This is a genomic window from Marinobacter sp. JSM 1782161 (assembly GCF_011421605.1).
Lineage (GTDB): Bacteria > Pseudomonadota > Gammaproteobacteria > Pseudomonadales > Oleiphilaceae > Marinobacter_A > Marinobacter_A bohaiensis.
Genome location: NZ_WSSA01000006.1, coordinates 1 through 25,603 on the forward strand (window position 1 = coordinate 1; position 25,603 = coordinate 25,603).

Annotated in this window: 22 protein-coding genes; 5 read left to right on the forward strand and 17 right to left on the reverse strand. The window is 60.1% G+C overall.

What is annotated here, in order from left to right; translation table 11 throughout:
- Window positions 1-558: 558 nt before the first annotated feature.
- From pssA to GQB00_RS20300, 4 genes are all read right to left on the reverse strand, one after another.
- Window positions 559-1,392 carry a CDP-diacylglycerol--serine O-phosphatidyltransferase gene (gene pssA, locus GQB00_RS20285; RefSeq protein WP_111498166.1) on the reverse strand — a complete coding sequence of 278 codons (834 nt, stop codon included), beginning with the start codon at window positions 1,390-1,392 and terminating at the stop codon, window positions 559-561.
- A 150-nt stretch (window positions 1,393-1,542) separates the two neighbouring features.
- On the reverse strand, window positions 1,543-2,559 hold the full coding sequence (gene ilvC, locus GQB00_RS20290; RefSeq protein WP_111498167.1) for a ketol-acid reductoisomerase: 1,017 nt from the start codon (window positions 2,557-2,559) through the stop codon (window positions 1,543-1,545).
- Window positions 2,560-2,625: 66 nt separating this feature from the next.
- Complete coding sequence (ilvN, locus tag GQB00_RS20295) at window positions 2,626-3,117, reverse strand: acetolactate synthase small subunit (RefSeq protein WP_111498168.1); 492 nt, start codon at window positions 3,115-3,117, stop codon at window positions 2,626-2,628.
- A 5-nt stretch (window positions 3,118-3,122) separates the two neighbouring features.
- Window positions 3,123-4,841, reverse strand: a complete 1,719-nt coding sequence (locus GQB00_RS20300) for an acetolactate synthase 3 large subunit (RefSeq protein WP_111498169.1) — start codon at window positions 4,839-4,841, stop codon at window positions 3,123-3,125.
- A 530-nt stretch (window positions 4,842-5,371) separates the two neighbouring features.
- Here GQB00_RS20300 and GQB00_RS20305 point away from each other — a divergent pair.
- A complete protein-coding gene (locus tag GQB00_RS20305) occupies window positions 5,372-5,818 on the forward strand; it encodes a DUF4124 domain-containing protein (RefSeq protein ID WP_165857626.1) in 447 nt (148 codons plus the stop codon).
- A gap of 108 nt (window positions 5,819-5,926) precedes the next feature.
- Here the strand turns inward: GQB00_RS20305 and clpB are convergent, their stop codons facing one another.
- From clpB to rluD, 3 genes are all read right to left on the reverse strand, one after another.
- Window positions 5,927-8,509 (reverse strand): ATP-dependent chaperone ClpB, encoded by a 2,583-nt coding sequence (gene clpB, locus GQB00_RS20310; RefSeq protein ID WP_165857627.1) that lies wholly within the window; start codon window positions 8,507-8,509, stop codon window positions 5,927-5,929.
- A gap of 190 nt (window positions 8,510-8,699) precedes the next feature.
- On the reverse strand, window positions 8,700-9,440 hold the full coding sequence (pgeF, locus tag GQB00_RS20315; RefSeq protein ID WP_165857628.1) for a peptidoglycan editing factor PgeF: 741 nt from the start codon (window positions 9,438-9,440) through the stop codon (window positions 8,700-8,702).
- Window positions 9,437-10,408: a 23S rRNA pseudouridine(1911/1915/1917) synthase RluD gene (gene rluD / locus GQB00_RS20320; RefSeq protein WP_165857629.1), complete on the reverse strand. Its 972-nt coding sequence runs from the start codon at window positions 10,406-10,408 to the stop codon at window positions 9,437-9,439. Before rluD ends, pgeF begins: the two co-directional genes overlap by 4 nt.
- A gap of 100 nt (window positions 10,409-10,508) precedes the next feature.
- Between rluD and GQB00_RS20325 the strand changes: the two genes are divergently transcribed.
- Window positions 10,509-11,342 (forward strand): outer membrane protein assembly factor BamD, encoded by an 834-nt coding sequence (locus GQB00_RS20325; protein WP_111498174.1) that lies wholly within the window; start codon window positions 10,509-10,511, stop codon window positions 11,340-11,342.
- A gap of 49 nt (window positions 11,343-11,391) precedes the next feature.
- Here the strand turns inward: GQB00_RS20325 and GQB00_RS20330 are convergent, their stop codons facing one another.
- Window positions 11,392-13,047 (reverse strand): NAD+ synthase, encoded by a 1,656-nt coding sequence (locus GQB00_RS20330; protein ID WP_165857630.1) that lies wholly within the window; start codon window positions 13,045-13,047, stop codon window positions 11,392-11,394.
- Window positions 13,048-13,144: 97 nt separating this feature from the next.
- Here GQB00_RS20330 and GQB00_RS20335 point away from each other — a divergent pair, with 97 nt between their 5' ends.
- From GQB00_RS20335 to GQB00_RS20345, 3 genes are all read left to right on the forward strand, one after another.
- Complete coding sequence (locus GQB00_RS20335) at window positions 13,145-14,776, forward strand: sensor histidine kinase (protein WP_407657900.1); 1,632 nt, start codon at window positions 13,145-13,147, stop codon at window positions 14,774-14,776.
- Between the two features lie 55 nt (window positions 14,777-14,831).
- Window positions 14,832-16,211, forward strand: a complete 1,380-nt coding sequence (locus GQB00_RS20340; protein ID WP_111498176.1) for a sigma-54-dependent transcriptional regulator — start codon at window positions 14,832-14,834, stop codon at window positions 16,209-16,211.
- Window positions 16,212-16,349: 138 nt separating this feature from the next.
- Complete coding sequence (locus tag GQB00_RS20345; RefSeq protein ID WP_111498330.1) at window positions 16,350-16,907, forward strand: GspH/FimT family protein; 558 nt, start codon at window positions 16,350-16,352, stop codon at window positions 16,905-16,907.
- A gap of 19 nt (window positions 16,908-16,926) precedes the next feature.
- On the opposite strand, the gene GQB00_RS20350 is transcribed toward GQB00_RS20345, so the two are convergent.
- From GQB00_RS20350 to lspA, 9 genes are all read right to left on the reverse strand, one after another.
- A complete protein-coding gene (locus GQB00_RS20350) occupies window positions 16,927-17,340 on the reverse strand; it encodes a type IV pilin protein (protein WP_111498177.1) in 414 nt (137 codons plus the stop codon).
- Window positions 17,341-17,458: 118 nt separating this feature from the next.
- Window positions 17,459-20,896 carry a pilus assembly protein gene (locus GQB00_RS20355; RefSeq protein WP_165857631.1) on the reverse strand — a complete coding sequence of 1,146 codons (3,438 nt, stop codon included), beginning with the start codon at window positions 20,894-20,896 and terminating at the stop codon, window positions 17,459-17,461.
- Window positions 20,897-20,899: 3 nt separating this feature from the next.
- A complete protein-coding gene (locus GQB00_RS20360; RefSeq protein ID WP_111498179.1) occupies window positions 20,900-21,442 on the reverse strand; it encodes a pilus assembly PilX family protein in 543 nt (180 codons plus the stop codon).
- Window position 21,443: 1 nt separating this feature from the next.
- Window positions 21,444-22,520: a PilW family protein gene (locus GQB00_RS20365; RefSeq protein ID WP_165857632.1), complete on the reverse strand. Its 1,077-nt coding sequence runs from the start codon at window positions 22,518-22,520 to the stop codon at window positions 21,444-21,446.
- Window positions 22,517-22,927: a type IV pilus modification protein PilV gene (pilV, locus tag GQB00_RS20370; RefSeq protein ID WP_165857633.1), complete on the reverse strand. Its 411-nt coding sequence runs from the start codon at window positions 22,925-22,927 to the stop codon at window positions 22,517-22,519. Before pilV ends, GQB00_RS20365 begins: the two co-directional genes overlap by 4 nt.
- Before the next feature lie 11 nt (window positions 22,928-22,938).
- Window positions 22,939-23,397 carry a GspH/FimT family pseudopilin gene (locus GQB00_RS20375; RefSeq protein ID WP_165857634.1) on the reverse strand — a complete coding sequence of 153 codons (459 nt, stop codon included), beginning with the start codon at window positions 23,395-23,397 and terminating at the stop codon, window positions 22,939-22,941.
- A gap of 239 nt (window positions 23,398-23,636) precedes the next feature.
- Window positions 23,637-24,590 carry a 4-hydroxy-3-methylbut-2-enyl diphosphate reductase gene (ispH, locus tag GQB00_RS20380; protein ID WP_111498183.1) on the reverse strand — a complete coding sequence of 318 codons (954 nt, stop codon included), beginning with the start codon at window positions 24,588-24,590 and terminating at the stop codon, window positions 23,637-23,639.
- A 36-nt stretch (window positions 24,591-24,626) separates the two neighbouring features.
- Complete coding sequence (fkpB, locus tag GQB00_RS20385) at window positions 24,627-25,079, reverse strand: FKBP-type peptidyl-prolyl cis-trans isomerase (RefSeq protein WP_111498184.1); 453 nt, start codon at window positions 25,077-25,079, stop codon at window positions 24,627-24,629.
- A gap of 5 nt (window positions 25,080-25,084) precedes the next feature.
- Entirely contained in the window at window positions 25,085-25,603 is a 519-nt protein-coding gene (gene lspA, locus GQB00_RS20390) for a signal peptidase II (RefSeq protein WP_165857707.1), read from the reverse strand.

Genomic DNA, 25,603 nt, shown 5'->3' on the forward strand with positions numbered 1-25,603 from the left:
CGCTTCTCAACCTTGTCAACCGTTATTTTTCAGCGTTTTCGATGCTTCCGAAACCGCCGAATCGTTGCCGGCTGACCCGTTCAAGGTGGCGCGCATTTTACGCTGTTTCGCCACCCTGTCAACCGTTATTTTAGGACGCTTTTTGCGTCGCCGCCATCGCGGTTGACCGGACTCCTGAAGGCCGCTGCGTTTCCGCTGTGTGCCTCAGAAGTGGTGCGCATTCTACACGCCACCGGTGACCTGTAAAGCGCTTTTTTCGAATTTTCTTTCGCTCTTTCGGTTATCCGAAACAAGCCGCTCAAGCCGTGTACAGAAACACCCGAAAAAGCCGGTGAACCGATCATTTTTCAACCATCTCGCCACTATCGCCATTTACGGGAGCACCCTCTTCTTTATGACTGCCAGGCTCCACACCTTTGCGGCAATGAACAGGATAACGAGAAAAGGTGACAGAAGGAGAGGAGCAGAGAAGGATCGTTGTAGCAGGGGGGGGCTAAGCGGGGGATAGGAGAAGGAAACGCTACCCGCCCCTGGCGGATAGCGCTAGAGCCTGGCAGGTCAGACGTCCTCGCCCCCGCCACCAGTAACCGGTTTGGGCTTGCGAGCTTTACGCAACAGCGCCTGCACGGGACCGGATAACCCATAGACCAGAAAGCCGGCAAAGAGAACCGTCCCTGGGTCCAGCGTGATCACCACAAAAATCAGGACGACCACCAGGATTGCGGCAAACGGTACCTTCCCCTTGAGATCAAGGTCCTTGAAACTCCGATAAAAGATGTTGCTGACCATCAGCACACCAGCGCCGCCAACCACCAGCACGGTCAGCACCTTGATCCAGAACTCCGGCGTCACATCGTGGAAGCACCACACGACACCGGCCACCACCGCCGCCGCCGAAGGACTCGGCAACCCCACAAAGTACTTCTTGTCGACGGAGCCGATCTGGGTGTTGAACCGAGCAAGACGCAACGCCGCACCCGCCACGTAGATGAAGGTGATCGCCCAACCGAACTGGCCAAAGCCATTCATCAGCCAGAAAAAGGCCACCAGACCGGGCGCAACACCAAACGCCACCATATCCGCCAGGCTGTCGTACTCCTCGCCGAACTTACTCTGGGTATTGGTCATCCGGGCGACGCGACCGTCCAGACCGTCGAGGATCATGGACACAAAGATGGCAATCGCCGCTTTCTCAAACATGCCGTTGGCGGCTGAGACCATGGCAAAGAAGCCGGAGAAAAGGGATGCCGTCGTCAGAAGGTTGGGCAGCAGGTAGATCCCTTTACGGCGCACGCGGGCGCCCTCGACAACCTCTTCCTCAACCACCTCGCCGTCGTGCAGCGCCTCTTCCGTCGAAACCGATTCGGTTTCCTTTCCGCTCTTATCGTTCATTCCACATCTATCCAATTTGAATGCACACGGCATTATAGCCGATCCGGGTGGCCGCTCCGTCAAGTGACGGGCACGCAATTCGACGAATATCCCCTGCCCCAACGAAAAAACGCGACCCGAAGGTCGCGTTTCTCTCGAACCAGCCGAAGCTTAGTTCTTATCCTTATCGACGATCTTGTTGGCCGTGATCCAGGGCATCATGGAGCGCAGCTTCTCACCGACAGTCTCAATCTCGTGCGCCGCATTCTGACGACGACGCGCGGTCATGGACGGGTAGTTCGTGTTGCCTTCCTGGATGAACATCTTGGCGTACTCGCCGCTCTGGACACGCTTCAGTGCATTGCGCATGGCTTCGCGGGACTGCTCGTTGATGACTTCCGGGCCGGTCACGTACTCGCCATACTCCGCGTTGTTGGAGATGGAGTAGTTCATGTTGGCGATACCGCCTTCGTACATCAGGTCGACGATCAGCTTAAGCTCGTGCAGACACTCGAAGTATGCCATCTCCGGCGCGTAACCGGCTTCGGTCAGGGTCTCGAAACCGGCCTTGACCAGCTCAACGGTGCCACCACACAGAACGGCCTGCTCACCAAACAGGTCGGTTTCGGTTTCGTCCTGGAAGGTGGTTTCGATGATGCCGGTGCGGCCGCCACCAATGGCACTGGCGTAGGACAGCGCGATGTTCTTGGCATTGCCGGAAGCGTCCTGGTGAATCGCGATCAGGTCCGGGATACCGCCACCACGGGTGAACTCGGTGCGTACGGTGTGCCCCGGCGCCTTGGGGGCAATCATGATCACGTCCAGGTCGGCGCGCGCAACGATCTGGTTGTAGTGCACGTTGAAACCGTGAGCGAACGCCAGCACGCCGCCTTTCTTCAGGTTCGGCTCGATCTGACCCTCGTAGATGGCCTTCTGGTTCTCGTCCGGAGCCAGCACCATCACGATGTCGGCTTCCTTGGACGCGTCGGCGACGGATTTGACGGTCAGGCCGGCGGACTCAGCCTTGGCTGCGGAGGCAGAGCCTTCGCGCAGACCGACAACGACGTCTACACCGGACTCTTTCAGGTTGTTGGCATGCGCGTGACCCTGGGAGCCGTAGCCGACGATGGCCACTTTCTTGCCCTGGATGATGGAAAGGTCACAATCTTTGTCGTAATAAACCTGCATAACATTCCCCTACTATTAGGTATCGGACCGAGTCTCTATCGGTCACGACTCAATGAACAATTTCAATCAGATACTGAGTACTTTCTCGCCCCGGGCAATACCGGAAACACCGGAGCGCACGACTTCGAGCACGCCCGTCTCGCCGACCGCCTGAATGAAGGCATCCAGCTTGTCGCTGTCTCCCGCCAGCTGGACGGTGTAAACCGTGCTGGTCACATCGACGATCTGGCCACGGAAGATATCAACGGTTCGCTTGATCTCGGCCCGCTGCGACCCGCTCGCCTTGAGCTTGATCAGCATCAGCTCACGCTCGATGTGTGAGCCTTCGGTGAGATCCACCAGCTTGACCACCTCGATCAGCTTGTTGAGCTGTTTGGTGATCTGCTCAATGACGCGATCCGAGCCAGTCGTGGTGACCGTCAGGCGCGACAGGGTCTCATCCTCGGTCGGAGCAACCGTCAGTGTCTCGATGTTGTAATTGCGCTGGGAAAACAACCCAACCACGCGGGACAGCGCGCCCGGCTCGTTTTCCAGCAAAACAGAAATGATTCGACGCATGGTGATCAGACCCTCTCCGTTTTGCTGAGCCACATATCCTTCATCGAGCCACGCGCCACCTGCATCGGGTAGACGTGCTCGTGTGGGTCAACATAAATGTCGAGGAAGACCAGCTTGTCTTTCATCGCAAAGGCTTCGCGCAGCTTCGGCTCCAGATCTTCCTTGCGGTCGATGCGGATACCGACGTGGCCATACGCTTCCGCCAGCTTGATGAAATCCGGCAGCGATTCCATGTAGGACTGCGAGTGACGGGATTCGTAGTTCATGTCCTGCCACTGCTTCACCATCCCCAGGGCCTGGTTATTCAGGTTGACCACCTTGACCGGCAGATTGTACTGGTTACAGGTACTCAGCTCCTGGATATTCATCTGGATGCTGCCCTCACCGGTCACGCAGATCACGTCGTCATCGGGATAGCTCAGCTTGACGCCCATCGCAGCCGGCAGACCAAAGCCCATCGTGCCCAGGCCGCCGGAGTTGATCCAGCGATTGGGCTTGTCGAACTTGTAGTACTGGGCCGTGAACATCTGGTGCTGGCCGACATCGGTGGTGACGAACGCCTTGCCGTCGGTGATGCGGCACAGCGCCTCAACCACCTCCTGCGGCTTGATGTACTCGTCGCTCTTCTCATAGCGCATGCCATGGAAGGCGCGCCACTCGTCGATCTGTTTCCACCAGGCTTTCAGCGCGTCCTTGTCCGGTTTTTCCTTTGTCTCCTTGACCAGCGACACCATTTCTTTCAACACGGTGTCCACCGGGCCGACGATGGGCACGTCCGCTTCGACGGTCTTGGAGATGGAGGCCGGATCGATATCGATATGGATGATCCGCGCCCCGGGACAGAACTTCTCCGTGGCATTGGTCACCCGGTCATCGAAACGGGCACCAACTGCCAGGATCAGGTCGGAATGATGCATCGCCATGTTGGATTCATAGCTGCCGTGCATCCCCAGCCAACCCAGCGACTGCTTGTCGGAGGCCGGAAAACAGCCAATCCCCATCAGCGTCGTCGTGACCGGATGCCCCAGCAGGTGCGCCAGTTCCGTCAGTTGATCGGACGCCTTCCCCAGCACCACACCACCACCGGCGTAGATGATGGGGCGCTTGGCCGCCAGCATCATTTCCGCCGCCTTGCGGATCTGACCGGAATGGCCGCGCACCGCCGGATTGTATGAGCGCAGCTTGACCTTTTTGGGGAAGCTGTACTCATAACGCTCGTTGGGCGTGGTCATGTCTTTGGGGATATCCACAACCACCGGGCCAGGACGACCGGTAGCGGCAATGTAATACGCCTTGCGGATGACTTCGGGGATCTCGGACGGATGCCGCACGGACATGTTGTGCTTAACGACCGGCCGGGAAACACCGATCATGTCGGTTTCCTGGAAGGCATCCTCGCCGATCAGCGTGGACGCCACCTGGCCACACAGCACGACCATGGGAATCGAATCCATGAACGCGGTTGCGATACCGGTGATGGTATTGGTGGCACCCGGACCGGAGGTGACGAGCACCGTGCCGGGCTTGCCGCTGGCTCGTGCGTAGCCGTCCGCCATGTGTACGGCGGCCTGCTCATGACGAACCAGGATGTGTTTGACCTTGTCCTGCCTGAACAGGGCGTCATAGATATGCAGCGCTGCTCCACCCGGATAACCGTAGATGTACTCGATCCCCTCATCCTGCAGGGAACGAATCAGCATGTCTGCGCCAGACAATAACTCCACTTTCTCTACCCTCTCTATAGAGTGAATGTGCCGGACTGAGCCGGTCTGCCTGGGGATCCGATGCATCGCTTCTTGTGGAAGCCGGACCGGACATTCCACCACACCGAGTGACGCAGAGGTTGTCTCCTGGCCAACCGAACCTCCTGAGGGTGCCGGAGGACGGCCAATCAACGGACTGTTGCGAGATGCTGAACAGCCCTGTCACGCGGGACGCGCAATTAAGTTCAGTGTGGTAATCAACGGGGATACTGCTCGGGATTGCCTGCCGTATTCACCCCTGTTTTCAGGCAATCGCCAATTGTGACAGCGGGAAATGTCCTGTCAATAGCGCCGCATCGCCAAAAGGCGCGCAACACGCGCTTTCCCGGCGATTCGTTCATTCCGTTTCCAGCGGCGGAGCCGTTAGCCAACGCACAGATTTCAGCTAATCTTGAGCACAAGGCGACAACCCGTGGCAGAATGGGGCCAGTCGATGGGTAGCCATCGGTCGCAATGGATTACCGGGCTCACAGAAAACAGGTAGTACCCGCATGAAAATTTCAGGACTTCTGCTCAGTTTGATCATTGCCTTCGGCGCCACGAGCGTCCAGGCCGAATCCGTCTACAAGTGGACCGACGACGAAGGCGTCACCCACTTCGGCGACCGCCAGCCGACCGGCAAAACCAGCGAAACGGTCGATGTGCGCTCGGGCACCAGCCGCTCCAGCGACCAGGCCAGCCCGCAGGAACAGGTACAAGCCATGGACGAGGCTCGCGAAGAGCAGGCCGAGAAAGACAAGCTGACCCGTCAGGAAGAAGCGATTGCCAAACAGCGCCAGAAGAACTGCGAAATCGCCAAGGCCAACCTCAACACCCTGAACAGCCACGCGCGCATCAAGGTCCGGGAAGGTGGCGAGGAGCGTTTCCTGACGCCGGAAGAAATCCAGACGAAGAGAGCCGAGTTCGAGAAGATCGCGAACGAGGACTGCCAGGACTGATCAGCCCCGGGGCGGGTGATAGACCGCCTCGCAACCTCTTCCGAACCATAAGAAAGGGGCCTTGTCGCAAGGCCCCTTTCTGGTTTCAGGTTGAATTAACAACCGCGGCTAGTGAACTTGGGCGGTGAATCCCAGACCTTCGCCCTCCACCTCGGCGACGATCTGCGCGCCCGCGCTGAATTCGCCGTTGAGCAGACGCTGCGCCAGCGGGTTTTCGATCAGGCGCTGGATAGCCCGCTTCAGGGGCCGCGCACCGTAGACCGGATCGTAGCCCACCTCGCACAGCCGGTCCATGGCCGCATCGGTCAGCGTCAATGTCATCTCCTGCTCGCGCAGACGGCGGTTGAGCGAGTCGATCTGGATCCGGGCGATGCCATGGATCTGATCCTGCGCCAGCGGGTGGAACACCACCACCTCATCCACACGGTTGATGAACTCCGGCCGGAAATGGTTGCCGACCACTTCCATGACCGCGTTCTTCATCGGCTCATATTCCTCTTCCCCGGCCATGGTCTGGATCAGGTCCGAGCCCAGGTTCGAGGTCATCACGATCACGGTGTTGCGGAAGTCCACGGTGCGTCCCTGACCATCGGTGAGACGGCCGTCCTCCAGCACCTGCAACAGGATGTTGAACACGTCCGGGTGGGCCTTCTCCACTTCATCCAGCAGCAAGACGGAATACGGCCGCCGGCGCACCGCCTCGGTCAGGTAGCCGCCTTCCTCGTAGCCGACGTAGCCGGGAGGCGCGCCGATCAGTCGGGCTACGGAGTGCTTCTCCATGAACTCCGACATGTCGATGCGCACCATGGCCTCCTCGGTATCGAACAGGAACGAGGCCAGCGATTTGCACAGCTCGGTCTTGCCCACGCCGGTCGGTCCCAGGAACAGGAAAGACCCGTTGGGCCGGTTCGGGTCGGACAGGCCGGCCCGGGATCTGCGCACCGCGTTGGCCACCGCTTCCACCGCCTCGTCCTGGCCGATCACCCGCTGATGCAGCGCCTCTTCCATGCGCATCAGCTTGTCGCGCTCGCCTTCCAGCATCTTGGACACCGGAATGCCGGTCCACTTGGAAACGATCTCCGCGATCTCCTCGTCAGTGACGCGGTTACGCAGCAGCTTCATTTCCATCATCTCGGCCTGGCTCGCCATATCCAGCTGGCGCTCAAGTTCCGGGATGCGGCCGTACTGCAGCTCCGACATCTTGCCCAGGTCGCCGGTACGGCGCGCGTTCTCCAGGTCGATGCGGGCCTGCTCCAACTGGCTCTTGATCTTTTGGGAGCCGTGCAACGCCGCTTTCTCGGTGTTCCAGACCTCTTCCAGGTCCGCGTATTCACGCTCGACCCCGGTGATAACGTCGCTCAGCTCGGTCAACCGCTTCTTGGAGGCGGCGTCGGTTTCTTTCTTCAACGCTTCCCGCTCGATCTTGAGCTGAATCAGCCGGCGCTCCAGACGATCCAGCGCTTCCGGTTTGGAGTCCATCTCCATGCGGATCTGGCTGGCCGCCTCGTCCACCAGGTCGATGGCCTTGTCCGGCAACTGGCGATCGGTAATGTAGCGATGCGACAGCTTGGCGGCAGCGATGATGGCGCCGTCCGTTACTTCCACACCGTGGTGCACTTCGTAGCGCTCTTTCAGCCCGCGCAGGATAGCGATGGTGTCTTCTTCGTTGGGCTCGGTAACCAGCACCTTCTGGAACCGGCGCTCCAGGGCCGCGTCCTTCTCAATGTTCTCACGGTACTCGTCCAGGGTGGTGGCGCCGACACAGTGCAGCTCGCCCCGGGCCAACGCCGGCTTGAGCATATTGCCCGCATCCATGGAGCCTTCCGCCTTGCCGGCCCCCACCATGGTGTGGATCTCGTCGATGAACAGGATGATCTGACCTTCCTGTTTGGACAGCTCGTTGAGCACCGCCTTCAGCCGCTCCTCGAACTCGCCGCGGAACTTGGCGCCAGCGATCAGGGCGCCCATGTCCAGAGCCAGCACCTGCTTGTCTTTCAGGCCGTCGGGCACCTCGCCGTTAACGATGCGCTGCGCCAGCCCCTCAACAATGGCGGTCTTGCCCACGCCCGGCTCGCCAATCAGCACCGGGTTGTTCTTGCGACGACGCTGCAGGACCTGGATGGTGCGGCGAATCTCATCATCCCGGCCGATCACCGGATCCAGCTTGCCGGCCTCGGCGCGCTCGGTCAGATCGATGGTGTATTTCGACAGGGCCTGGCGATTTTCCTCGGCCGAGGCGTCGTTGACGGACTCGCCGCCGCGCACCTCATCGATGGCCTTTTCCAGGGCCTTACGGTCGATGTTGTGTTCACGCAGCACCCTTCCCAGCGTGCCCCGATCCTCCAGGGCCGCCAGCAGTACCAGTTCGCTGGAAATGAACTGGTCCTTGCGCTGCTGGGCCAGTTTGTCGGCAATGTTGAACAGCCGGCCCAGATCGTTCGACATGGCGACATCGCCCGCCGAGCCCTTGACCTCCGGCAGGTTCTCGATTTCCCGGGCGACCGCCTGGGTCAGGCGCGCCGGATCGGCGCCCACCTGCTTGAGTAACGGTTTGATGGCACTGGCATCCTGATCCAGCATGGCCTGCATCAGGTGCAGCGGTTCAATGAAATTGTGATCCTTGCCGACCGCAATGGACTGGGCGTCCGCCAGCGCGGTCTGCAGACGACTGGTTAATTTGTCGATTCGCATGATGTGTCCTCAATTCGTCATGACGCGCCGGTTGCAGGAGGCCTCACAGTCGGCCTCTGGCGCTTAGCTTTGTCTTAAATGTAGGGGCGGGGGTGAGGACTTCAAGCAGGGAAGGAAGAAAACTGGCCGGGCTTTGCGCCCTGTCAATCCCGGAGGTGGCAGGGCCGGCACAAAGCCCGGAAAGAGGACATCACTCGAGCCAGATCAGGCTCGCCATCCGGCCGGTCTGACCGTCTCGACGGTAGGAGTAGAAACGCTCGATATCGCTGTAGGTGCAGTATTCACCGCCGTAGATCTGGCCCTCTGGAACACCGGCTTTCAGCAGCCGCGCACGGGCCAGTGCACACAGGTCCGCCAGGAAATACCCGGGACGCACCGAGGGCTGGAAGGCTCGCGCCAGTGCCGGATCTTCCTCGACAAAGACATCCCGGACTTCCGGCCCCACCTGGAAGGCATCCTGCCCAATGGCTGGCCCCAGCCAGACCCGGACGGACCCCGGTGAGGGGAACGCCGCCAGCGTGTTCTCCAAAACCCCACCGGCCAGCCCGCGCCAGCCGGCGTGTGCGGCGGCAATCTGGTCGCCGGCCTGGGAGCAGAACAGCGCCGGCAGGCAGTCGGCGGTCAGGATCGCGCAAACCGTCCGGCGCTCGCGCGTCCAGGCGGCGTCAGCTTCGCTCCCCGCGTCGCCGGGAAGCTGCACCAGGTCGGTGCCGTGAACCTGCCGGATCCAGCCAAACGAATCGTTCGGCATCCCCAGAGCGTCCGCCAGGCGGGCACGGTTTTCAGCCACAGACTTCGGCTCGTCGCCCACGTGGTCGCCCAGGTTCAGGGATTTGAACGGAGCCTCACTGACACCGCCAAAGCGCGTGGTCACCACAGCGCGAACTCCGGGCGGCGTCGGCCAGTCCGGGATCAACAGCGGCAGGCTCATAAAGCCTCCTGCTCGAGGGCGTGAGCGCGCAAGGCCTCGACCAGCGCCGTCATATCCTCGGGCAAAGGTGCCTCCCAGGTCATTTCCTCGCCGCTTGCCGGGTGCATCAGCGTAAGCCGGCGGGCGTGCAGGGCCTGGCGCTGGAATCCACGCAGCACATCCTGAAGCTCCGGCGTACAGCCTTTCGGCAGCTGCATGCGACCGCCGTAGACCGGGTCACCCACCAGCGGATGACGGATGTGCGCCATGTGGACGCGGATCTGATGGGTGCGCCCGCTTTCCAGTTTGCAGCGGACGTGCGTGTGAGACGGAAAACGCTCAACCAGCCGGTAATGGGTCACCGCCGGCTTGCCGTCGGGCACCACCGCCATTTTCTTGCGCTGGGTCGGATGGCGACCAATCGGCGCATCCACCACGCTCCCGCCGGTGACCGTTCCCACCATGACGGCGTCATACTCGCGCCCCATGGTGCGCTCCTGTAACTGGTCCACCAGTGAGGTGTGGGCAATGAGGCTGCGCGCCACCACCATCAGACCGCTGGTATCCTTGTCCAGGCGGTGAACGATGCCGGCCCGGGGCAGCTTGTCCACCTCGGGCGCGTGATGCAGCACGGCGTTGACGAGCGTCCCCGCCGCATGGCCCGCTGCGGGATGCACCACCAGGCCCGCCGGCTTGTTGATCACCAGCAAATGCTCATCTTCGTAGACGATGTCCAGCGAGATGGACTCCGCCTCCCAGGCCACCTGGACTTCGGGTTCGGCGTCCACGGCAATGACGTCCCCCAGCATGACCTTGTCCCGCGGTTTGCGCGTGCGGCCGTTGACGGTGAGGTTGCCGTCCTTGATCCAGCCCTGGATGCGGGAGCGGGAATGCTCCGGCATGAGCTCGGCCACAGCCTGGTCAAGCCTGCGGTCGCTGAGTTCGGCCGGCACTTCGAATTCGCCGCTGATTCGGTCTGCTGCGGTCATTCAATCCCCTGAAGTTCTGCTAAAACATGTTTGCACCCTGCACAACACCGGGAAGGGTCGTTACAATGGCGCTCGGTCACTCATTATACGGGATTCAGGCATGAGATCAGGTTTTCGCTTGTTGCTGCTGTCGATCGTGCTGGTCACAGCCGGCTGTGCTTCCAACTCACCCCAGGAAGAGGTCCTGCCGGAAAAGACCTATTACGAGGAGGCCCGCTCGGCCATGAACTCCGGCAACTTCAATGAAGCCGAGCAGAACCTGGAGTACCTGGAAACCTACTATCCGTTCGGCCGCTACGCCGAACAGGCTCAACTGGACCTGATCTACGCCCGCTTCCAGAACCTGGACCTGGAAGGCGCCCGCGCGGCGGCCGACCGTTTCCTGCGCCTGAACCCGCAGAGCGAGCACGCGGACTACGCGCTCTACATGCGCGGTCTGGCCTCCTACAACATGGACATCAGTCTGGCGGGCAAATTCTTCCCCATCGACATCAGCGAGCGCGACCCGGGGGAACAGCGCCAGGCTTTCCGCGATTTTTCCGAGTTGCTCAACCGCTACCCTCAGAGCGACTACGCGCCCGATGCCCGCCAGCGCATGATTGCCATCCGCAACCGCCTGGCCAAACTGGAACTGAACGCCGGGCAGTACTACATCAAGCGTCAGGCGTACATCGCGGCCAACAACCGGGCACGCTACATTGTCGAGAACTTCCCGAACACCCCGGTGGTGGAAGACGCCCTGAAGATGCTGATCGACACCTATCGCTACCTGGACCTGAACAAGGCGGCCGAAGACGCCACCGCGCTGCTGGCCATCAACTACCCCAACAGCGATGCCTTTGACGAAAACATGACCTATCAGCCAAGCACCATCAAGCACGAAGAGCGCTCGCTGACCAGCGTCATCACCTTCGGCCTGGTGGGCGACGAATAAAAGCCGTCAGTGTTCCGGGGGCCGGCCAGGACCGGCCCCCGGCCCCACCTTACTTGCCCAGTTTCCAGCCGTTGGTGATCGGATAGCGCCGATCCTTACCGAATCCCCGCTCTGAAATCCGCACGCCGATCGGCGCCTGCCGGCGTTTGTACTCGTTGATGTCCACCAGTCGTACGACCCGTTCTACGTCGGCGCGCTCGAAACCGTCCGCAATGATCGCTTCCGCGCTCAGGTCCCGCTCGATGTAGCGGTGCAGGATGTCATCCAGCACGTCGTAGCCCGGCAGGCTGTCCTCATCCTTCTGGTCCGGCGCCAGCTCCGCGGACGGCGGACGGGTGATCACCCGCTCAGGGATCACCGGCGACTGGGTATTTCGGTAGGTCGCCAATCGATAGACCAGGGTCTTGGGCACGTCCTTGAGCGCATCGAAACCACCGGCCATATCCCCGTACAGCGTCGAGTAGCCCACCGCCATCTCGCTCTTGTTGCCGGTGGTCAGCACCAGTGAACGGAACTTGTTGGACAGGGACATCAGCAGCACACCGCGCAGACGGGCCTGCAGATTCTCCTCGGTGGTGTCCGGCTGCGTCCCTTCGAACGGTGCCGACAGCGCCTGCATGTAGGCATCGTACATGGGCTCGATGGAGAACACGTCGTACTGGACGCCAAGGGCTTTGGCCTGTCCGGCGGCGTCCTCCAGACTCATATCGGAGGTGTAGCGGAACGGCATCATCACCGCCCTCACCCGGTCCTTGCCGAGGGCATCGGCCGCCACCGCCAGGGTCACCGCCGAATCGATGCCGCCGGAAAGCCCCAGCACCACCGACTTGAAGCCGTTCTTGTTGACGTAATCCCGAACGCCCAGCACCAGCGCCTTGTAGACGTTCTCTTCCAGGCTCGGCTCCGGGATCGGCGAGCGAGTCGTCGGCTGGCAATGGTGATCCACCAGGAAATCGACCGGGTAGAGCCCTTCGGCGAACTGCGGCACCTCCACCGCCAGTTCACCGGAGTGGTCATAGACCAGCGAGCCACCGTCGAAGACCAGCTCGTCCTGGCCACCCACCAGATTCACGTAAACGATACTGACGTTGTTGTCCCGGGAGCGGCGCTCCAGCAGCGCCTTGCGGCGGGCCTGCTTGCCCATGTCGTAGGGCGAGGCATTGAGGTTGAGGATCAGCCGGGCGCCCGCCGCGGCCGCCTGCTCAACGGGGCCGTCGGTCCAGATGTCCTCACACACGGTCAGGCCCACCGGCACCCCTTTGATCATCGTCACACAGGGTTCGGTGCCTGCCGCGAAATAACGCACCTCGTCAAAGACCTGATAGTTGGGCAGTTGCTGCTTGAGATAGGACGCCTGAACAGCTCCTTCCTCAATGACCACGGCCGCGTTGAACAGAAGTCCGCCGCGCCGGATTGGCGTGCCCACCACCAGCGCCGCCGGCAGGCGGGCCTGGGCCAGACGGTCGAGCGCCTCCGCCACCCGGCCATCCAGACTCGGGCGCAACAGCAGATCTTCCGGCGGGTAGCCGGTCAGCGACAGCTCCGGGAACACCACGATGTCCGCCTGCTGCTCGTCCACCGCCTGCCGCGCGGCCGCCAGCATGCGGTCGGCGTTACCGGGAATATCACCCACCAGGAAATCCACCTGGGCCATGGTGACTCGCAAACGTTGGCCGGGCGGCGTATCAGTCTGACCGGAATTCATGCCTCTCTCCTGTCCACAAGCGGGTTTAAACCGCTATTATACCTGCGAATCCTGAATCGCTTCGACCACCGACCGGCTTATCCAGCAACCCATGATGATGACGGACAGTCCGCCCACGGCACAGACCGACTCTTTCCCTTTCCAGCAAAGCCAGCGCCCGCGCCTGTTCCGCATCTATAACCATTACCGGCTGGTGATCAGCCTGATCCTGACCGGGCTGCTGTTCATCGACCCGGGCACCCTGGACACCAAATTCCGCCTGCCCGAGATCTACCAGATCTGCGTGCTGATCTACCTCACGCTGAACGTTTTCACCGCGCTGATGCTGTTCACCGGTTTCCGGCCACGGCAACGGCACATCACGCTGTCGATACTGATCGACATCGTCGCGCTGCACAGCCTGCTTTTCTTCAGCGTTGGCATGACCAGCGGCCTGGCCAACCTGATCATTGTCACCGTAGCGGCCGGTAACATCCTGACGCCAAGCCGCGTGGGTCTGTTCTATGCGGCCCTGGCCGCCATCGGGTCGCTGGGCGTCGCCGGCTGGGCCGCCCTCACCCTCGACACCAACGCCGACGAAGTGGTCCGCGCAGGCTCCCTGGGCATCCTCTATTTCGCCGCCGCATTCCTGCTCCAGAGCATCACCCGGCGAATGATCCGTAGCGAACAACTCGCCAGCTCACGGGCACGCAGCCTGCACGAGCTGGAGCAGATCAACCAGCAGATCATCCAGCGCATGCGCACCGGCATCATGGTGACCGACCGGTTCGGCCAACTGCGTCTGGCCAACGCGGCGGCCCACGAACTGCTGTTTGGCGACAGCGGACAGACCCAACCCGTCCAGCACCTGCCGGAACCGCTCAAGGAACGCCTGGACCAGTGGCTCGAGTTCCCCGGAACGCGGACCGAGCCGTTCCAGGCCGCCCCGGTCGCGCCCATGTTGCAGGCCAACTTTACCCGGCTGCACCAGGAACGCGGCGACCTGATCCTGATCTTCATTGAGGACATGAGCAAGGTGACGCTCCAGGCCCAGCAAATGAAACTCGCCTCCCTGGGCCGACTGACAGCGGGCATTGCCCACGAGATCCGCAATCCACTGGGCGCCATCAGCCACGCCGCCCAACTGCTGAACGAATCCCCCAACTGCGACGCCGCAGACCGCAAGATGGTGGACATCATCCAGCGTCACTCGCGTCGCGTGAACGGCATCATTGAGAACGTGCTGGACCTGTCCCGGCGGCGCCCGGCCAACACCGAACTGGTCGATATCAACGAGTGGCTGGCCGAACTGGTGGACGACTACCGCCAGGGCGTCGGTGGAGACCGTGAACGGAGCCCTGACATTACCCTCGTTTTGCCGGACAATGCCCCTCCGGCCCGCTTCGACCGGAGTCAGATGGCGCAGGTGCTGGTCAACCTCTGCGACAATGGCCTGCGCTACAGCGAGATACACAGCGGAAAGGCCTGCCTGGGCATTACGGTCGGCGTGACCAGCGACGGCGAGCGCAGCTACATCGATATCCAGGACGCGGGCCCCGGGATCGACGATGAAAAGAAAGAGCATATTTTCGAGCCCTTTTTCACCACCGACCAGAGCGGCACCGGTCTGGGGCTCTACCTGGCGCGGGAACTCTGCGAAGCCAACCAGGCCCACCTGGCGCTACTCGACAATGAACAGCCGGGCTGCTGCTTCCGCATTACCTTCGCGCATCATCGCCGCCTGATCTGATGCGGGATAACCGACTGATCTCGATCGACGTCAACGACCTTAACGAGAGCCAAGAATGACCACTCCAACAGCGCTGATCATCGACGACGAACCGGATATTCGCGAGCTGCTTGAAATCACCCTCATGCGCATGGGCATTGAGGTGCGCACAGCCGCGGACCTGACCTCCGCCAAACGGCAGCTGGAGAGCGAGCCGCCGCAGCTGTGCCTGACCGACATGAACCTGCCGGACGGCAATGGCATCGACCTGGTCCACTGGATTCAGCAGACCTGTCCGCAAACACCGGTCGCCGTGATCACCGCCTACGGCAGCATGGATACCGCCATTGAATCGCTCAAGGCCGGCGCCTTCGATTTCGTGTCCAAGCCGGTGGAACTGCCGCGCCTGCGGGAACTGGTCAACAGCGCGCTCAAACTCTCCGGCCCGGCTGCGGACGAGACGGCCGAGGACGAACCGGGCCTGCTGCTCGGCCAGTCGGAATCCATCCGTCGCCTGCGTAACCAGTCGCGCAAACTGGCGCGCAGCCAGGCGCCCGTGTTCATCAGCGGTGAATCCGGCAGCGGTAAGGAACTGGTCGCGCGGACGATCCACCTGCAGGGGCCACGCCAGGACGGCCCGTTCATCGCCGTCAACTGCGGGGCCATTCCTTCGGAGCTGATGGAAAGCGAGTTCTTCGGCCATAAAAAAGGCAGCTTCACCGGGGCGACCGACAACAAACCCGGCCTCTTCCAGTCCGCCGACGGCGGCACCCTGTTCCTCGACGAAGTTGCCGACCTGCCGCTGAACATGCAGGTCAAGCTGCTGCGGGCCATCCAGGAAAAAGCCGTACGGCCGGTGGGTGACTCCCGGGAAGTGCCGGTGGACGTGCGCATTCTCAGCGCCACCCACCGCGACCTGCCGGCACTGGTCCAGGACGGCAGTTTCCGCCAGGACCTGTTCTACCGCATCAACGTTATCGAACTGAAAGTCCCGCCTCTGCGCGAGCGCCGGGAAGACATCGAACTGCTGGCCAAACACATTCTCGATCGACTGGCCCGGGACTACGAATGCGACGCCGCAACGCTCACCAGCGCCGCTCTGGACAAACTGCGCCAGTACGCCTTCCCCGGCAACGTGCGGGAACTGGAGAACGTCCTGGAACGGGCCTTCACCCTGTGCGACCGCGACCGCATCGACGCCGCCGACCTGCAGATGGGCGGCGCCCCGGTGCCCACGCCCCAGGTGGAGGTGATCGCCGACGAGGAACGGGACATCACCGTCGAATTACCACAAGACGGCGAGCTGGACCTGGAAAGCTACCTGGAGTCGATTGAACGCAAGGCCATCGAGAAAGCGCTGGAAGCCACCCGCTGGAACAAGACGGCGGCGGCTAAAAAGCTGGGGATCAGCTTTCGGGCGTTGCGGTATAAGTTGAAGAAGTTGGGGATGGAGTGAGACCTAACCTGTCGCCAAATGCGTCAAAAGGCTTGAACCCGTACTGCTCTTTCCGATAACGTCGATATGAAGCGAGGCGCAGGAAGCGCCCAATCGCTGAACATTTCTCGAAATCTATGGAAATAAGGACTCAAAGGAATGAAGACTTATTTCGCTCAAGGCTTTAGCCTGGTCGAATTATTACTGACGCTCGTCCTTGCCGCGATACTCCTCTCTTTCGCTATCCCCTCCATGAGCGATTTAATCGATGGAGCGCAACGCCGTAGCTCGATTCACGACTTGCTGTCATTCATGTCTTTCGCACGCCACTATGCCATCGACTCCAGCCGGATTGTTACGGTTTGCCCCCTGGACGAAACCAATCATTGTGGAAACGACTGGAATGGCCCGCTTTCGTTGTTTGTGGATCCATACAACGAGCGCGGGCTGAGCGCGGCAACCCACATCCTTCGCACCTTGCCTTCACCGGAAACAGGCACTCTAAAGGCAAGATCTCTACACAGCAGCTACTTCCAGTATCAGCCTAGCGGACTCATCTACAGCGATTTGGGCAACATCACCTGGTGCCCCGAAAACCGGGACAGAACGCAAGCCGCCCAGCTAATCATCAGCCGCGGCGGCCGTATCCGCATTGCCCCAGACAGTGACGGCGACGGGATACCGGAGGGTTCCGACGGCGCTCCCGTCGATTGCTGAGCGATTCGCTGCTAAAGGCTTACCAGCAGTCACCGCCGCCCGCGCTTCCCCGGGCACCTGTATGGTTAAGTGTGAGCGTTCCACAGTCGTCGTTGGCCTGGTCGCCCGTAGGCACGGCCTGCAGCGTATACGTGGTCTGGGTCATATCGCCGGCCACCAGGCTGAGGTTATAGAAGCTGGTACCGCTCTGGGGAGACGCGGTGAACGGCAGAGCTGGCGTATTCCCGCCTTCCAGGTAGCTATAGTCAGCGGAATACTGCCGTTCCATCCACTGGGCCAAATCCATCAGGTCAGCCTGGGCTGCTGTTCTTCGAGTGTCCCGCACGTTGTTCATGTATGAGGGGTAGGCAATGGCCGCAATGATGCCGATGATCGCCACGACGATCATCAGTTCAATCAAGGTAAACCCACGGCTTGGTGATCGGTGATTCATTACTACTTCCTTACTCGTTGATGGGCTGCCATCAAGCTGCCGGCCCTTTATGCAATGCGTCGGTCTTTCTGGAAGAGCCGGTCCGTATGGGATCGGACCGGCCCAAAGGAACCGGATATTACTCGACCAGCTCCTGCCAGCCGCGGCGACCGGCACCGGCTACGCTGCCGCTGAGCGGCGGAATTTTAGTAACATCGACGTTTCCATCCGAAGTCGGAGTGAAACGGAAGGTTCCGAGGATGGTTGACTGGTTGGGCAACCCATTTACCTTGTAGCCCACGACGCTCTCAGGCAAATCCACAAACGCCTTTGCTTCCGGTGTCCGGCCATCCAGGCCAAACGCCATCAGCCAGCCGCTGCCCCCCGATTGGCAAGGATCCAGATCGGGGACCATCGAGTTGATATACATAAACTCTCCGCGCGTCTGGGCGCTGACGATCACCCGCTCGCCGCTGTCAGTCATATCCGCATACCAACCGTACTGGCCGTTTCCATAGGTAATGTCATCGCCACCAGACTGCCGGACGGTGAGCACTTCACCATCAACAGTCTGAGTCCCCTCCGTTAACGTCCGCGACGCGAGATCATCACGGTCCAGCGATGACTCTCCCCGGTCCCAGACCCCATAGACGCTTTGACCATCCGTATTGGAGACATCCGTCGTTTCCAGGTATTTTCCCGTACCGAAGAAGATCAACAGGTTCGGTACGTTTCCGGCTCGTGGCATGTCGGGATGCGCTACCACTTTGGGCTCCGCAGTGATCGGCTGGTTGAGGCTCGCCGTAAACAGCGGTTGTGGCGTGTCGTCCTGGGCAGACACGGTATAGTCGGATGCCCAGGTTCCGTCGGTGGACACGGTAGCTACCCAAACGTTCCCATCCAGGTCTCCGGCATAGATACGGTCAGACAGATAATCACCGGTGGTATCAAGAACCGTGAGCGGTGAGAGGCCATCCCCACCGTTCTCAAACTCAATGTAACGGTAGTCCCCATTATCCCAGGAACCATCAAGCCCACCTTCAACGTCGAGCATAAAGAAGCCCGTGGTTCCAGCAGTGCTGTCATAGCCATTGGCGACAAACGCTGTCCAGCGCACGTCATCAGTTCCCCACTTCGCCATGCTCACGATGGGAGGCTGGGTAACATAGCCAAGACGGTTGTCGTCTTCCGCTGTGAACTCCCACAGCACGAATTTCCCAGCATCCGTCTCAGAGTAGGCTGACGGATCCGTCACATCGAGCGCGTAGATACCTTTGGCGCCGGCCCGGCCGCCGCCGACAAGGACACTACGCCAGCTTTTATCGGCAGTCACACTGCCATCCGCCGCACGCCCCTTGGTATAAATATCCTGCTGACGAGTCGACAAATCCACGAAATACCGATGCTGATAGTCCGGATCAGCCAAGTAGTGCAGCCCCTGGTCGTCGGCACCGTCGGAATAGACAAAATTGGGAATATAGGCCAGCACCTCATTACCGCCATCGGCCGTCGCATTGAACCCGTGCAACATGCCGTCGTTGGAGCCCACATAGGCGATCGGAGTACGATTCTCATTGGCACTGGCGAATGCCGCATAGCGCTCGCCGTCAACGCCAAACGGCGCGTTTTCGGGCCAGCCGGCATCAGGTTTACCGACATATTCCGGAGACGAATTGACGATCGAGCCAAGCCGGCTGCTGCGCTCCCGGATCTTCGACCCATCCTCGTTACTTCGGTCACCTCGAATGAAGCTCAGAATCTGCTGACCGAAAGTCGCCGAGCCACCGTAGCTGAGGTCATCGGTTTGATCGGTGTCCAGGTTGGCCCAACGAAAAGCAACGGCTTTCGAACTGTCATCCGAGTAGGTAATGATCGTTCGATCGTCGGTTGTGAGATCACGGTTGTCCAGGATGGCTTTGGCCGACCACCCGTCGCCGTTTTCTATGGCGGTTTCAGCGTCGGGAACGGTCGGCTCATCCTCACCTTCCAGCTCCAGAGCCTGGAGATCACCCGACCAGCCATTGGGGTCAAACTGTGCGGAAAAAATCAGCGCCCCTTCCTGGAACGAAGACACGTCAAACTCTACCGCCGTTGCCGAGCCTGCATCGGCCGTAATATCGCCAATGGTCCCCGCCAACTGAGTGGCAAAGGTCTCTGGGTCATCAGCACTGAAAAAGCCACCGCGCCCGTTGACACTGGCGTGAAGCAAGTCATTGATCTTGTTTTCACCGCTGCTACCAGCCCACCAGTCAACGTAATCACCCGTTGATATCGCATCAAACGCCGAGTCTGGGTCAACAGAGCCCGTAACCCCCAACCCGACGCCGTAAACGGACATGTGTTGCCAGAAGGCTGGGTCTGAACCGCTGGTTGGTACAAAATTCTCCAAATCCGACCGCAAATCACGCTTCCAGTAGTGCATGGCCACATCGGCCAGCGTAATATCGTTACGACCATCCTTAAACGGATCTACCGGGGAATACTGGTAGTTCTCGCCTTTCGGGTTATTTATGGATTTACCACTCTCGTCATCCGACTTCTCTACGTTATCGGACGGATCGCTCCCGTTATAATACCCATCAGTCATCAAGATCGTGTAGGCACGCCGACATTCCCTCGCGGGATTACCAGACGAGTTGCCGTTCTCGGGCTTGTCACGCCAGGCATGAAGGCTTTCTTCGTAATATTCTCCAGCACCTTCAAGGGCCCGTCGTAACGGAGTGCTCCCATTGCCATACTCGCCATACAACCAATCATAGAAATTGGTCCGGTGATTTGATGAATACTCGCGAACGCCCTGTTCGACGGCTCGAATGTTATCGGCGTCATCGACGTCCTGGCGACCATTGTTAATCGCACCCCAACCGAGTCGAAAATACTCCGGCAACGAATTGAAAGCCTCGCCGATGCCTGCCTTACTCATCATCATCCGCGTTCGATAGTATGAATACCAGTTCGCGAAATTAGCCTTATCAGACGCACTCAGATTATTGACGTCGACATAGTCGTAACAGTCACTTTCATAAACATCATTTGCTCCGCCACAGCCTGAGTTACTAGAATCAAAAGCGTAATAAAAGCCATTCTTGAAATCGTAGTTCCCGAACTCAAACTCATCATCACTCAAGTCATTATTGTTGCTACTTGAGTAATAACCGTTTTCAGATGCATTGGTATACGAGGAACCAGACATCCTCCCGGACCCATCTTTCTTGAAGGGCGGCAGGTAAGTAATACTTGGGCTGTAGTAGACTTTGTTAACTTTCGCGGAATAGTAGAACGGATAGTAGGCCTTATCACCCGAGTACTCTCCATCCACACAGCGCCGATTGCGCCCACGTCCTGTCCACTCATTACAAGTGTATTCCACGCCTGAATAACGAGAGATGCTATCTGGCATGTACTCTCGCTCCATCGAGCCAGAGTCATCAATAATAAACAGCAAGTTAGGAGCCACCGGAGAGCCCACAAAAAGCGGCTCCTGAGCCAGATCCGGCGCGGCGGAATAACCGGCCGTCGGCAGCACCATGGCCATCCCGACCAGCAATACCCTGAACTTCTCAACCATCCACTTCATGATTTAACCTCCTGCCCCGGCACCCGCCAGTCCTTCGGGCTCGAATACGTAATAGCTCTCCAGCAACCGGCGACTCTGCCCCGACGGTCCCTGAGCCATGACAATTATGCGCGCGTAATCCATCTCGACCTGATCCGAGCTCCCGTACTGCCCCTGGTCCCGAGGCAGTTGCCCCTCTTCGTCCAGTACAACCTTGCCCAGATACTCCACGAAATAGCGAGGCGTCATGCCGTCAACCGAGCTGGCGGTCGCGGAGCCGTCAGCCGTCCAGGTATCCTCGTCAAACGGGCTCGGGGCGTCATTGACGTCGTAGAACCCGGTATCCGAACCGAAACCACCCAGGTCGGTCATCTGATCCAACTGCCCTTCAACTTCGGCCAACGCGGTTTCCGCTACTTCAAGCGCCATTACCCCATCCCGCTGCGCCGTCGCCATGCGCTCCTGCATAACGCTGCCCTGCATCCCGGATATGGCCAACAGGGACAGAACCAGCAGGATTACCAGTGACAACAGTAAGGCCACCCCTTGCTGACGTTTGATGCTCATCTCAGTCAATCCTGTTTCGAAGCGTTGTGGTCAGGGTATATACCCGGTAGAGCCGTTGATCCGGCGCCGTCGTGAGGTTGTTGTCATCGGTACAATCAAGCCATCCCGGAAAGCAGTAGCTCATTGCTTGCGCGATCACATTGTTCTGTCCTGCACGAACGAGAAAGCTGGTCTGCACAGCCATGACGCCCCCCCAGTCGGCAACGGACGCCGGATTGTCCTCCCAGTTCGTGACTCCACCATTTACCGTACCCTCGCCGAATCGCACGGCCATATCGACAACGTTATCCACCAGTTCCACGGCCGAGCCTGACGCATCGCGGAAAAACAGGGCAGGATTGCCGGTAGGCCCCGTCCCGATGTAGTAGATTTCGGTATATGGATTGCGGATCTGCACACCCTCGTCATAGCTCGACCCCAAACAATCCTCTCCTGCCGGGCAGGCCGCAGGCGCGTTGGCGGAAAAGTCGTTGCCAGGCTGGCCATCAACATTGTCCTGATTGTTGCCGACCAGCGTGATGGTCGTGCCGTCGTTCTGAACCTCCGAAATCTCAAAAATATCGCCATTCTCACAGTCGTTGATCATGATGATACTGCCAGCTTCGAGATTCCCTTCGTCGTCCACTTCGATGGACGCAGACACCACGTCTGCTTCCGCGGCGACGCCTCCACTGGAACGGAGACCGGATACGGCGAAGAAATCCGTTCCTGCGACCGCATCGTTGGGCCGGAATGCATTCTCCGCGGACAAACCGTCGAATTCATAGTCATACAGACCGGGCTGGTAATCATCGTCCGTGGTATCGAGATTGTTCGTGACCGGGTTAATCGGGTAACAGCCAAAATAGCCCGAATTCCGCAAAGCTCGTGAAACGATGTCGGTCGAAATACGCCCGGCCTCTTGCGCCCGGGCTTCGGCCTCGTTCAGCCGGAACGTCTGGCTATTGGACGTAAAAATCTGCACCAGCCCAATGGTCAACAAGGCCCCAAGCGCAAGCGCCACCATGAGCTCAATAATCGAGAGGCCCTGCTGGCCAGACAATCCGAAACGTCGACTTAACCTCATATTCAAACTCACAGTCTGGCTCTCAGGGTGATTGATTGAGCGCTTTCGCCATCGCTGCCACCAAACGGATCCCGCTCGTTCCACTGGACCTGAACATCCACGAAATCCCCGTCCATCTCCACGGTTAGGTCGCCATCAGGGCCAAGCGTCTTCTGCATGTTATTTTCTATAGCGGTCAGGTCGCTCGCGCCCAGGTTGGCACCACCATTGGCACGAACTCGCTCAGCCACATCCTGGGCATAGATCGTCGCAACGGAACGCATATTGGAGTTCGACGTCTGCTGCATCGAGAGCAACTGGACACCGGCAACACCGAGCAGGCCGATCGCAAGAATCAGCACGGCGACGAGAACCTCGATCATGGTAAAGCCGCGCTGCCCCACTTGAGCGCCCCTGCGACGGGGGACTGTCTTTCGCATCATTCCATTCCTCAGGGACATACAATCTGCGCTGAACGGACCAAACCGCCAGCCGTCACACTGATTTCCGTGCCATCCTCACCGGAATCAGCACAGACCTGATACTGCACCGTATTCCCCTGGCCACTCATTCCGTTGGCCCGGAACGAGAGGGCTGCTCCACTGGTCATGGCAAGGGAAACGCCACCGCCCGGCCCTTCGATCTCACGCAGGGAATTGCCGCCAGCGTCCTGTACCGTGATGCCGTCGTCGTAACTACCGTCCGTAGGTACAACGTTGACGATGGTTCCACGGCGAACCGCCTCGGAACGGGCATAATTCAGAACACCGATGACACTGTTGGAAAGCGAACTGATACGGTTGTTTTCGACGAGACGCCCGAAACCGGGCAATGCGATCGCCGCCACAATCCCCACCAACATGATCAGCACCAACAGCTCGATCAAGGTAAAACCACGCTTAGACTTCATAGCCACCGATCCTATTTTCATGGTTCCAGTATAGGAATCGATGGTGCAGCAGAAAGCGCATAGCGACGAACGGTCAGGAATGCCGGATAACCGGTACACGCCCCATGGGTCTCGTGAACCGGTGCACAATTCGGGTATCAGGGGAGCTAGTCGAGAGCGAAGAAATCGCTTCGCGGTATGGTGGGGCTGGAAGGCGCTTCAGGTCGGGCCAGGAACTCAAGGCTGGCGAGGCGGGCTTATCAGCTCACCTCCACCGCCTTGATCCGCAACTCCTTCGGCATCGAGAACACGATATTCTCTTCCCGCCCGGGCACTTCTTCCGGCGCGTTGCAGCCGAGGTCCTGCAGCTTCTTGATGACGTCGTGTACCAGCACCTCCGGGGCGGAGGCGCCGGCGGTGACGCCGACGGACTGGCGGTTTTCCAGCCAGACCGGGTCGATCTGGTCGGCGTTGTCGATCAGGTAAGCGGGAGTGCCCATGCGCTCGGCCAGTTCGCGCAGGCGGTTTGAATTGGAGCTGTTGGGGGAGCCCACCACGAGCATGAGATCGCAGTCGCCGGCCAGCTGTTTAACCGCGTCCTGACGGTTCTGGGTGGCGTAGCAGATATCGTCCTTGCGCGGGCCCTGGATCTCGGGGAAGCGTTCGCGCAGGGCGTCGATGACGCGGGCGGTGTCGTCCATGGAGAGGGTGGTCTGGGTTACGTAGGCGAGGCGGGACGGGTCTTTGACGTCCAGGTTCGCCACGTCCTCGACGTCTTCGACCAGGTAGATGTCGCCGCCGTTGCTGCGGTCGTATTGCCCCATGGTGCCTTCCACTTCCGGGTGGCCCTCGTGGCCGATCAGGATGCACTCGTGGCCGTCCCGGCTGTAGCGCATGACTTCCAGATGCACCTTGGTGACCAGCGGACAGGTGGCGTCAAACACCTTGAGACCACGACGTTTGGCTTCATTCTGCACCGCCTGGGAGACGCCGTGGGCGCTAAAGATCACCAGATGGTCGTCGGGCACTTCGTGCAGCTCGTCGACGAAAATCGCGCCGCGCTCGCGCAGGTTGTTGACCACGAACTTGTTGTGCACGACTTCGTGGCGCACGTAGATGGGCGCGCCGAATACATCGAGCGCCCGGTTAACGATTTCAATGGCGCGGTCGACGCCGGCGCAGAAGCCACGGGGGTTGGCCAGTCGGATTTGCATTGCCTGTCCTGATTTGCTCGATGTCAGTTGCGCTGATCAGTGGGTCGTCTGCGCCGGTTCGACGCTGACGATTTCCACCTCGAAGGTCAGTGTACGCCCCGCCAGGGGGTGATTGAAATCCACCTCCACCTGATCGCCTTCCACGTGATGAACCACGCCCGGCAGTTCGCCCTGGCGAGCGTCCGCGAATGAAATCACCGCGCCCGGTTCCAGCACCATGTCGGGACCGAATTCGGAACGCTTGAAGGTCTGGATGTTGGACGGGTTGTGCTGGCCGAACGCTTTCTCCGGTGGCACTTCGAAGGTCTGCCGGTCGCCGGCGGTCAGGCCGATCAGGTACGCCTCGAAGTTCGCCGGCAGGTTGTCGTCCCCGATTTCCAGGGTCGCCGGTCGCTTACCGAAGGTCGAATCGATTTCACTGCCATCGGGCAAACGCAGCGCGAAATGCAGCGTTACCCGGGTGCCCTTTTCAACAGGAAGCGCACTCATGCTTGCTATTCCCCCTGGTCCGCCGACGCATCGGACGGTTTGCGAAACATGTCCAGCACCATCATGACGGCGCCGATGGTGATCGCCGTGTCCGCCAGGTTGAAGGCGGGGAAATGGTACTGATTCCAGTAGAAGTGTAGGAAATCCACGACGTAGCCGTGCACAACGCGATCGTAGAGGTTGCCGATGGCGCCGCCGAGGATCAGGGTGATGGCAACCGCCAGCCACCGCTCGTCGGACTTCAGGTGCGCCAACCAGCGCACCAGCACCACGCTGACCACCACGGCCAGCACCACGAAGAACCAGCGCTGCCAGCCGTCAGCGCCCGCCAGGAAGCTGAACGCGGCGCCGGTGTTATGCAACAGTGTCAGGTTGAAGAACGGCAGCACCGGTACCGGCTCGCCATACGTCAGCGTTGCCGAAACCAGCGCCTTGGTGCCCAGATCCAGGGCGATCACCAGGACCGCCAGCCACAGCCAGTTCAACGGCGAGCGGGTTACGCTCGCCTCTTCTGCCCGCGCCAT